This window comes from Gilliamella sp. BG3 (genome assembly GCF_046635605.1).
Classification (GTDB): domain Bacteria; phylum Pseudomonadota; class Gammaproteobacteria; order Enterobacterales; family Orbaceae; genus Gilliamella; species Gilliamella bombi.
Map to the genome: position 1 here is coordinate 1 of NZ_JBIDFE010000040.1, position 9,627 is coordinate 9,627.

A 9,627-nucleotide genomic window follows, 5' to 3' on the forward strand; every position below is an offset into this window, starting at 1 on the left:
ATGGTTGTTTTTGACAGAATTATTATAACTCACATCATGCCGTCTAAAAAATAATCACGAAAGATCAACACGCCCTAGTACCAGTTTTATAAGGTCATTGTTATGATAAACTAAAAATAAATTAATGAAGCAAATATAAATTAGTACAGGTTAGGTAATTTTTTACGATGTTTATTTTGACTATTTTTCTCATATCAGTAATAGGGGGTATGGCTAGGGCTTAATACAGCTGAATTTTAATTGAATAGATGATAATCTGGTTTATTTGGGTAATTTTAAATAGACCATCATATGGTACGCCCGGGTGGACTCGAACCACTGACCCCCACCATGTCAAGGTGATGCTCTAACCAACTGAGCTACGGGCGTATATTTGAAACACGTAAATATTAACTGTCAAATCGGTTTGTATCAAGTAAAAAAATAAAAAAATAGCTTTTTTTTTAGTCTGTTGAACTAAATTTATTATAGAATTAACATTATATGTAATAAATTCTAAAAATTACAATAGATATTGTTTAATGCAGCTGTTTAAAAAACATTTTATTTTTCGGATTGAATTACCAGTTTTCGAAAATTGATGGTGGTTTGTTTACTTTAATTTAGCTATACTCGCTAGCCCAAGTCGGATTTTATATGTTTAGGTTAGTATGTCAATAAAAGATCATATTGAAGATGTTTTACAAAATGTTTTTGGTTACAAGTCATTTCGAAATCAACAAAGAGAAATTATTGAATCTATTATTGATGGTCGTGATACTTTAACAATTATTCCAACTGGGGGCGGAAAATCTTTATGTTATCAAATTCCCGCAGTTTTATTACCAGGAACAGCAATAGTTGTTTCACCCTTAATTTCTTTGATGAAAGATCAGGTTGATCAATTATTAGCTAATGGTATTGCTGCTGCCTATCTTAATGCCTCACAATCATCTATAGAACAACAAAAAGTTATCAAGCAATATTTGGATCATTCAATAAAACTATTATACGTTTCTCCTGAAAGATTGGGTGTTTACTCTTTTTCTTCATTAATTGATGAGTATCCTCCTTCATTAATAGCTATTGATGAGGCGCATTGCATTTCTCAATGGGGGCATGATTTTAGGCCTGATTATAGGCAATTAGGACAACTTTCTATTCGTTTCCCTAAAGTCCCTATTGTTGCATTGACTGCAACAGCAGACACAATGACACAAAAGGATATTATTCATCAACTTAATTTGGTTAATCCATTGGTTGTAGTAAGAAGCTTTGATCGGTCTAATATTCGTTATACAGTTGTTGAAAAATTTAATCAATTTGAACAAGTTGTTTCTTTTATTGAGACGCAAAAAGGTAATAGTGGAATTATTTATTGTTCAAGCCGTTCTAGAGTTGAAGATATGACAACTAGGCTTGCTTCCCGTGGGTTTTCTGTTAAGGCTTATCATGCTGGGTTGACTAATAATGAACGTCAACAGGCCCAAGAAGATTTTATAAAAGATAATGTGCAAATTATTGTAGCTACCGTTGCATTTGGTATGGGAATTAACAAACCTAATGTGCGTTTTGTTGTTCATGCTGATAGCCCAAGAACGATTGAATCTTATTATCAAGAAACAGGCCGTGCAGGTCGTGATGGTGTACCAGCTGAAGCTATACTATTATTTAATAGTAAAGATCTTAATTGGTATCAGCAACAAGTTATTAAAAAAGGGAATGGTCAACATCAAGATATAGAATTACAAAAGATCAATGCAATGGAGGCTTTTGCACAAAGTTTGACTTGTCGGCGCATTGTGTTGCTTAATTATTTTGGTGAAGAGAGGACCGAACCATGTAATAACTGCGATGTTTGTTTATATCCTCCAGAGCTTTATAACGGTTTAATTGATGCACAAAAAGTTTTATCTTGTGTTTATCGTGTAGAACAGCATTATGGTGCTCAATATATTATTGACGTGTTACGTGGTTCTGGGCGATCTCAAATTAAAGAAAATGGTCATGATAAGTTATCGGTTTATGGCATTGGTAAGCAGTATTCATCAGATTATTGGCTTAGTGTTATTAGACAACTAGTTTATTTGGGGTATTTAAGTCAAAATATATCTGCATTTACTACGCTTCAGTTAACACAAAAAGCGCGTCTAATACTTAGAGGTGAAATATCATTATCATTAGCTAAACCACGTTTAGAAATTGTTAAGAAAAGCAGAATTAATCGCTATGCAAGAGCGATTAATTTAACAACAATTCTATCTTACGAAGAGCGTGTTTTATTTAATAATCTCAAAAGATTACGCAAAAGTATTGCCGATGTTGAAGATATTCCTCCCTATATTGTTTTTAGTGATGCAACATTGCTTGAGATGGTTCAGACTAAACCTGAAAGTAAAAAACAGCTAATTAACGTTACTGGTGTGGGTAAAATTAAGTTACAAAAATATGGTAATTTGTTTTTAGATGAAATAAATGAATTTATGATAAAAAATATGTAACAATTTTATACTGAAAAATATTTCTTGAGCTTTTACATCGTTTGGTTCTGGTAATCTTCAAAAGGTACCTAATGGTTACATTTCATGTGTTGTTTCCTTCTTTCTGTATCTAATTAATAAAATAATCTACTGTTTTTCTTTTAATTTTATAATTATTAAAATTATATCTTACTAATTTATTTTAAATGTTATTGATATCTAATTTGATTGAATATCAAGCTGATTAAGCTATAATGCAACGACTTCAAATAATTTACAGTTGTAATGATTATTGGTTTTATCGGTGCAGGTAAAGTAGGTTGCACTTTAGCTAAGTATTTTTCTATATGTGGAATGCAGATTTCTGGATTTTATAGCCAAACCTATGAACATGCAAAAGAGGCAAGTGATTTTACTCAAAGCCAACATTATACTTCTTTACCTGAATTAGTTAATGATAGTGATTGCATATTAGTCACAGTACCTGATAGTCAAATAGTCACAGTTTGGCAAGAACTTTGTCAATTATCTATTGCTAACAAATGGATTGGTCATTGTAGTGGTCTGTTAACATCGCATATTTTTAGTCAACATAAGGTTGTTCACCCATTTGCGTTTTCTTTGCATCCTTTATATGCTATTTATGATAGATTTAGTTGCTATATGGCAATGTCAGGTATCTCTTTTACTCTTGAAGCAAATGAAAATATTATCCCTCAATTACGAGCCACATTAGCTCCACTAAATAATCCTTTAGCAATTTTACCTGCAAGTAAAAAACCGTTGTATCATGCTGCTTGTGTTATGTTAAGTAATCAAGTTATTGCATTGGTTCAAATCGGTGTTGATTTGTTTAAACAATGTACACTAGATGCTGAATTTAGTGAACAGGCTTGGCATCCATTATTTCTAGGAAATGCAAATAATATTGGTAAAGTAGGAGTGATCAATGCTTTGACTGGACCTGTCGAACGTGGTGATATTGAAACTATCAAACAACATATTATGGCAATGCCTGATGAACTCAAGCCGATTTATCTACAATTATCAACTATTTTACTTAATATTAGTCGGACAAAACATCCAAATAAGGATTATCGACAATTAGAGCTGGAGCTGTTACCTTGAAAAATACAATTCTTACACTACAAAAACGCAAGCAAAATCAACAAAAAATTACCATGTTAACTGCATACGATTATACTACAGCCAAATTAATGGACGAAAGTGGTATAGATTGTCTGTTAATCGGTGATTCTTTAGGAATGGTGATGTTAGGTTACGATAGTACTGTATCGGTTACTATGGAGGATATGATTCACCATTCCAAAGCAGTAGCAAGAGCCGCTAAGTCAGCTTTTGTGGTGACAGATTTACCTTTTATGTCTTATCACACGTCTGTATATGATGCGGTTTTAAATGCAGGTCGTTTAATCAAAGAAGGGCAAGCTCAAGCAGTGAAACTTGAAGGTGGGCAAGCATTTTATGAACATATCAAAATGATTACACAAGCATCTATTCCTGTTGTAGCACATATTGGGTTAATGCCACAATCTGTACTTGCTTTAGGTGGGTATAAAGTTCAAGGTAAGGATTATGAACATGCTAAAAATATTGTTCTTGATGCATTAGCGGTTGAAAAAGCTGGTGCTGCAGCTATTTTGCTTGAGTGTGTTCCGGCAGGTTTAGCGAAATTTATCACACAATTAGTTAATATTCCGACGATTGGCATTGGAGCGGGGGGGGATTGTGATGGACAAGTGCTAGTTTATCAAGATATGTTATCAATGTATGATGGTATTTCGTCAAAATTTGTGAAATCTTTTGCATCGATTGGTGAACAAATGAAACAAGCTTTTAAATTGTATTGCTCAGAAGTTAATAATCGACAGTTCCCAGCTACAAATCATGAGTTTTCTATTGAAGATAATGTTATAGAGAAACTCAAGCTTGAATTTACTATTAACCATAAGGGCTAATACAAATGAATATTGTAAGTACAATTAAAGAAGTCCAAGCACAAGTAAAAGCTTGGCGTCAAGCTGGGTATAGTATAGGACTTGTTCCAACAATGGGATATTTGCATGAGGGTCACCAAAGTCTAATGGCTGCGGCTAAAAAGGAAAACCAAAAAGTAATTGTGAGCATTTTTGTTAATCCTATCCAGTTTGGTCCTTCTGAGGATTTAGCCAGCTATCCTCGTGATTTAAATAGAGATAAAATTGTTTGTGAGCAGATGGGGGTAGATTTGATTTTTTGCCCAACTGTTAATGAAATGTATGTTCCTAATTTTAGTAGCTATGTTGATGTTAATGGTTTAACCAACGCATTATGTGGACAAAAGCGTCCGGGGCATTTTAAAGGTGTTTGCACTGTTGTCACAAAATTATTCAATATTACGCAACCTGATCGTGCTTATTTTGGTCAGAAAGATGCACAGCAGCTAGCTGTAATTAAACGTATGGTAAATGATCTGAATTTTAATATTGAGATTGTTGGTTGTCCGATTGTGCGTGAAGCTGATGGGCTAGCTAAAAGCTCGCGTAATAGTTATTTGTCCGAAAACGAACGATCCGCATCTGTTTGCCTTTATCAAGCTATAGAAAGTGCCAAAGCAATGATAAAGCAGGGGGAAAAGTCAGTAACTGTTATTACAAAAGTTATGTATGAGCTTATAACCAATCAACCCTTAGCTAAAATTGATTATATTGAATTTGTTGATCTAACATCTTTACAATCGGTTGATATGCTTGAGCAAGATTGCTTATGTGCGTTAGCCGTTTATATTGGTAAAACACGGTTAATTGATAATTTTATATATCAACATCCCTAGTTATAACAATATTTTCGTGATAGATATATAAAACCGCTTGATATAAAGCGGTTTTTTTGTCATTTGTCGTGTAATAAAAATTTTTTAAGAAGATTAAATCAACGAGTTTATTATTCTGCCAATTTATTGTTTAGCTATTTTACTGTAGAATGGTCAAAATTTTATGCCTTAAATCAGGATTTATGCATTAATTATGAAAAATACGACTTATAATCCACAAGAAATTGAACAACCTATCTACAAACATTGGGAAGAAAGTGGGTATTTCAAACCCAATGGCGATAAGTCCCAACCAAGTTACTGTATTGCTATCCCACCACCAAATGTAACTGGGAGTTTACATATGGGGCATGCATTTCAACAAACTATTATGGATGCCTTAATTCGTTATCATCGTATGCAAGGCAATAATACTTTGTGGCAATCAGGAACCGATCATGCAGGTATAGCAACGCAAATGGTTGTAGAGCGGAAAATTGCTGCAGAAGAAAACAAAACTCGTCATGATTATGGTCGTGATGTATTTATCGAAAAAATCTGGCAATGGAAAGCTGAGTCAGGTGGCAGCATTACAAAGCAAATGCGCCGTTTAGGGGATTCAGTTGATTGGGAGCGTGAGCGTTTTACAATGGACCAAGGCTTATCCAATGCCGTTAAGGAAGTTTTTGTTAGATTATATCAAGAAGATCTGATTTATCGCGGCAAACGTTTAGTTAATTGGGATCCAAAACTGCGTACAGCTATTTCTGATCTTGAAGTCGAAAATCGTGAAGTAAAAGGTTCAATGTGGCACTTACGTTATCCTCTTGCTGATGGTATGAAAACATCAGAAGGAAAAGATTATTTAGTTGTCGCCACAACTCGTCCTGAAACACTATTCGGTGACACAGGTGTTGCTGTTAACCCTGAAGATCCACGCTATAAAGATCTGATTGGTAAATTTGTAGTATTACCGTTCGTAAATCGTCGCATTCCTATTATTGGTGATGAACATGCCGATATGACTAAAGGTACTGGTTGTGTAAAAATCACACCTGCTCATGACTTTAATGACTACGAAGTTGGGCGTCGTCATCAGTTACCAATGATAAATATCCTAACTTTTGATGGTGATATTCGTACACAAGCTGAAGTATTTGATACTAATGGGGAACCTAGCACGTTATATTCAACTGATATACCATTAGAATTTCAGAATTTAGAGCGTTTTGCTGCCCGTAAAACTGTTCTTGCACAATGTGAAAAACTAGGTATTTTGGAAAAAATAGAACCTCATGATTTAACCATTCCTTATGGTGATCGTGGCGGTGTTGTTATTGAACCTATGTTGACGGACCAATGGTATGTGCGAGCCAAAGTGCTTGCAAAACCAGCCATTGATGCCGTCAAAAATGGTGATATTCAGTTCGTACCAAAACAATACGAAAACATGTATTTTTCTTGGATGAATGATATTCAAGATTGGTGTATTTCCCGTCAATTATGGTGGGGACACCGTATTCCAGCTTGGTATGATAAACAAGGTAATGTATATGTGGGGCGTGATGAAGCTGAAGTACGACGTGAAAATAATTTGCCAAATGATATTGAGTTAGAGCAAGATGAAGATGTGCTTGATACTTGGTTCTCGTCTGCGCTTTGGACATTTTCAACGTTAGGTTGGCCAGAAAATACTGACGACTTAACCACGTTCCATCCAACGAATGTGCTAGTGACCGGTTTTGATATTATATTCTTCTGGGTAGCTAGAATGATCATGATGACCATGCATTTTATAAAAGATGAACATGGAAAACCGCAAGTCCCATTTAAAACGGTGTATGTCACAGGTCTAATTCGTGATGAAGAAGGACAAAAAATGTCAAAATCTAAAGGAAACGTTATCGATCCTTTAGATATGATTGATGGTATTTCATTAGCTGATTTGTTAAAAAAACGAACAGGCAATATGATGCAACCACAACTTGCTGAGAAAATTGCTAAGCGAACAGAAAAGCAATTTCCAAATGGCATTGAAGCGCATGGTACTGATGCGCTACGATTTACACTCGCAGCACTAGCATCAACAGGGCGTGATATTAATTGGGATTTAAAACGTTTAGAAGGTTATCGTAATTTCTGTAATAAACTATGGAATGCAAGCCGTTATGTGTTAATGAATACTGAGCAGCATGATTGTGGTTTTAAAGGAGGAGATTTAGATTATTCGCTAGCTGATAAATGGATTTTGGCTGAATTTAATCAAACAGTTAAAACTTATCGTGAGGCATTTGATACTTATCGTTTTGATTTGGCTGCTAATATTTTATATGAGTTCACTTGGAACCAGTTCTGTGATTGGTATTTAGAACTAACGAAATCCATTTTAGCTAATGGCGAAGCATCGCAGCAACGTGCTGCCCGTCATACGTTAGTGACTGTATTAGAAGCTCTATTACGTCTGGCTCATCCAATTATTCCATTTATAACGGAAGAAATTTGGCAAAATGTAAAACTACTAATGGGTATTAAAGCTGATACCATTATGTTACAACCAATGCCTATTTTTGATAACCAGTCTTCAAATGATGAGGCAGTTGCAGATATTAATTGGATAAAAGATGCGGTAATTGCTGTACGTAATATTCGTGCAGAAATGAACATTGCACCAAGTAAGCCTCTGCAGTTATTAATTCGTAAAGCGTCACCAACAGTGCATCGAATTACTAGTAATAATATTAGTTTTATTGAATCATTAGCAAGATTATCTGAAATAGTCTTATTAGATGAAAATGAAACTGGACCTTTATCAGTAACTAAATTAGTTGACGGTGCAGAATTATTAATACCTATGGCAGGATTAATTAATAAAGAAAATGAACTTGCTCGTTTAGAAAAAGAAATTGCACGCATTGAAGGTGAAATTATGCGGATTGCAAACAAGTTATCTAACGCAAGCTTTGTTGATAAAGCACCTGCGGCAGTGGTCACTAAAGAGAAAGAAAAACAACAAGGTTATATTAATGATAAAGCCAAACTGCAAGAACAGTATTTGTTGATAAAAAATCTTTAATATTAATAATAAAAAGTCTCTCAAATGAGAGGCTTTTATACTTATTAAATCAAAATTTGTACCCAACTCCAATCATAGCAACCCAAGGATCAAGCTTATAATTGGCTGTCACTTTTGTATTGCCTAAATGTGTAGTTGCTTTCGTTTCAATATCAATATAACGTATTTGAGCATTAACGAGCCAATTTTCATTGAAAGTATAATCAGCACCAACCTGTGCTGCCCAGCCCCAGGAACTATCAAGATCTAAACCATGGAACCCAGCCTTTTTAGCTTCACCATTGAGTTTTTCATCAAAAAAGAAGGTGTAGTTTATGCCCATTCCAAGATAAGGTTGAAACTCATATTGCGAATCAAGCGGATACCAAACAGCACTTAATGTTGGCGGTAGGTGTTTAATTTTTCCTAAATGAGCACCAGAAAGGCCTGTTGAATTACCACCACCTAACTTAAGCTGATGGCTAAAAGGCGTTGCAGCTAGCAATTCGACACCAATATTATCAGTAACCATATATTGAAAGTTTAATCCAAGTTGGGTATCGTTATCTGCCTTTGCTTTTAGATCGCTTTTTACTCCACCTACTTTAACATGATCACTTTTATCTTGAGGATGAACATAAACCGGTCCTCCACGAATTATAATTTCATTTGCTGTATGAGCATAAGCCAAAGAGCTTACTAATCCCATTGAGATAAGCATTGTAATTGATGATACTTTCATTTTTGCCTCCAAAGTTAAATTGCGAATTAATGTAAATTATGACAACAAGTTTTAGTTAGATAAATAATATTGATTTTATAACTAATTTTATTTTACAATATTATAATACTGAATTTGATATTTCTGAGATTTATATCAAAATTCCTGACAAATAAAATTAAATTGATAACTTGCATTATTAATATAATTTATATAAAATAAACGGAAATGTTTAAGTGGGTTGTTAGCTCAGTCGGTAGAGCAGTTGACTCTTAATCAATTGGTCGCGGGTTCGATCCCCTCACAACCCACCATTCTTCTTATTTAAACTCTTATCTAATTCCAAAAAAATATTATATGATAAATAGCTAAGCTAAAAGTTATTTGCATCAAGTTGCACTGAATTGTGTATATGTTTTGTATACAAACTTTCTTGACTAAGTTGGCTAGTAATAAACTGTAGGAAAACGCCGAGTTGTTTACACTTCATGGTTAAAATAATCCTTTAAAAACTCATAAGGCGTTTTCCCTGAAATCGCTTTATGTGGTTTAACGGTATTATAAAAATTAATAAAGCGTTTCA

General features: G+C 34.2%; 6 protein-coding genes and 2 tRNA genes. 6 read left to right on the forward strand and 2 right to left on the reverse strand.

Annotation, left to right across the window (positions count from 1 at the left end; genetic code table 11):
• Positions 1–292 precede the first annotated feature (292 nt).
• Positions 293–369 (reverse strand) — tRNA-Val (locus ACGH6S_RS11610).
• Positions 370–650: 281 nt separating this feature from the next.
• Between ACGH6S_RS11610 and recQ the strand changes: the two genes are divergently transcribed.
• From recQ to ACGH6S_RS11635, 5 genes are all read left to right on the forward strand, one after another.
• Complete coding sequence (gene recQ / locus ACGH6S_RS11615; RefSeq protein ID WP_411578944.1) at positions 651–2,480, forward strand: DNA helicase RecQ; 1,830 nt, start codon at positions 651–653, stop codon at positions 2,478–2,480.
• A 264-nt stretch (positions 2,481–2,744) separates the two neighbouring features.
• Positions 2,745–3,587 (forward strand): Rossmann-like and DUF2520 domain-containing protein, encoded by an 843-nt coding sequence (locus tag ACGH6S_RS11620; RefSeq protein WP_411578945.1) that lies wholly within the window; start codon positions 2,745–2,747, stop codon positions 3,585–3,587.
• Positions 3,584–4,438 carry a 3-methyl-2-oxobutanoate hydroxymethyltransferase gene (gene panB / locus ACGH6S_RS11625; RefSeq protein WP_411578946.1) on the forward strand — a complete coding sequence of 285 codons (855 nt, stop codon included), beginning with the start codon at positions 3,584–3,586 and terminating at the stop codon, positions 4,436–4,438. Before ACGH6S_RS11620 ends, panB begins: the two co-directional genes overlap by 4 nt.
• Before the next feature lie 5 nt (positions 4,439–4,443).
• Positions 4,444–5,292, forward strand: a complete 849-nt coding sequence (panC, locus tag ACGH6S_RS11630) for a pantoate--beta-alanine ligase (protein WP_411578947.1) — start codon at positions 4,444–4,446, stop codon at positions 5,290–5,292.
• A gap of 193 nt (positions 5,293–5,485) precedes the next feature.
• Positions 5,486–8,344 (forward strand): valine--tRNA ligase, encoded by a 2,859-nt coding sequence (locus tag ACGH6S_RS11635; protein WP_085164019.1) that lies wholly within the window; start codon positions 5,486–5,488, stop codon positions 8,342–8,344.
• Positions 8,345–8,393: 49 nt separating this feature from the next.
• On the opposite strand, the gene ACGH6S_RS11640 is transcribed toward ACGH6S_RS11635, so the two are convergent.
• Positions 8,394–9,065 carry an OmpW family outer membrane protein gene (locus tag ACGH6S_RS11640; protein ID WP_085164020.1) on the reverse strand — a complete coding sequence of 224 codons (672 nt, stop codon included), beginning with the start codon at positions 9,063–9,065 and terminating at the stop codon, positions 8,394–8,396.
• 217 nt (positions 9,066–9,282) lie between these two features.
• On the opposite strand from ACGH6S_RS11640, the gene ACGH6S_RS11645 reads away from it, so the two are divergent.
• Positions 9,283–9,358, forward strand: a tRNA-Lys gene (locus ACGH6S_RS11645).
• Positions 9,359–9,627 lie beyond the last annotated feature (269 nt).

Bases quoted from the DNA above. Each gene is read 5' to 3' on its own strand.
- ACGH6S_RS11620 (WP_411578945.1), top strand. From the start codon at position 2,745: ATGATTATTGGTTTTATCGGTGCAGGTAAAGTAGGTTGCACTTTAGCT.
- recQ (WP_411578944.1), top strand. From the start codon at position 651: ATGTCAATAAAAGATCATATTGAAGATGTTTTACAAAATGTTTTTGGT.
- panC (WP_411578947.1), top strand. From the start codon at position 4,444: ATGAATATTGTAAGTACAATTAAAGAAGTCCAAGCACAAGTAAAAGCT.
- ACGH6S_RS11640 (WP_085164020.1), bottom strand. From the start codon at position 9,065: ATGAAAGTATCATCAATTACAATGCTTATCTCAATGGGATTAGTAAGC.
- ACGH6S_RS11635 (WP_085164019.1), top strand. From the start codon at position 5,486: ATGAAAAATACGACTTATAATCCACAAGAAATTGAACAACCTATCTAC.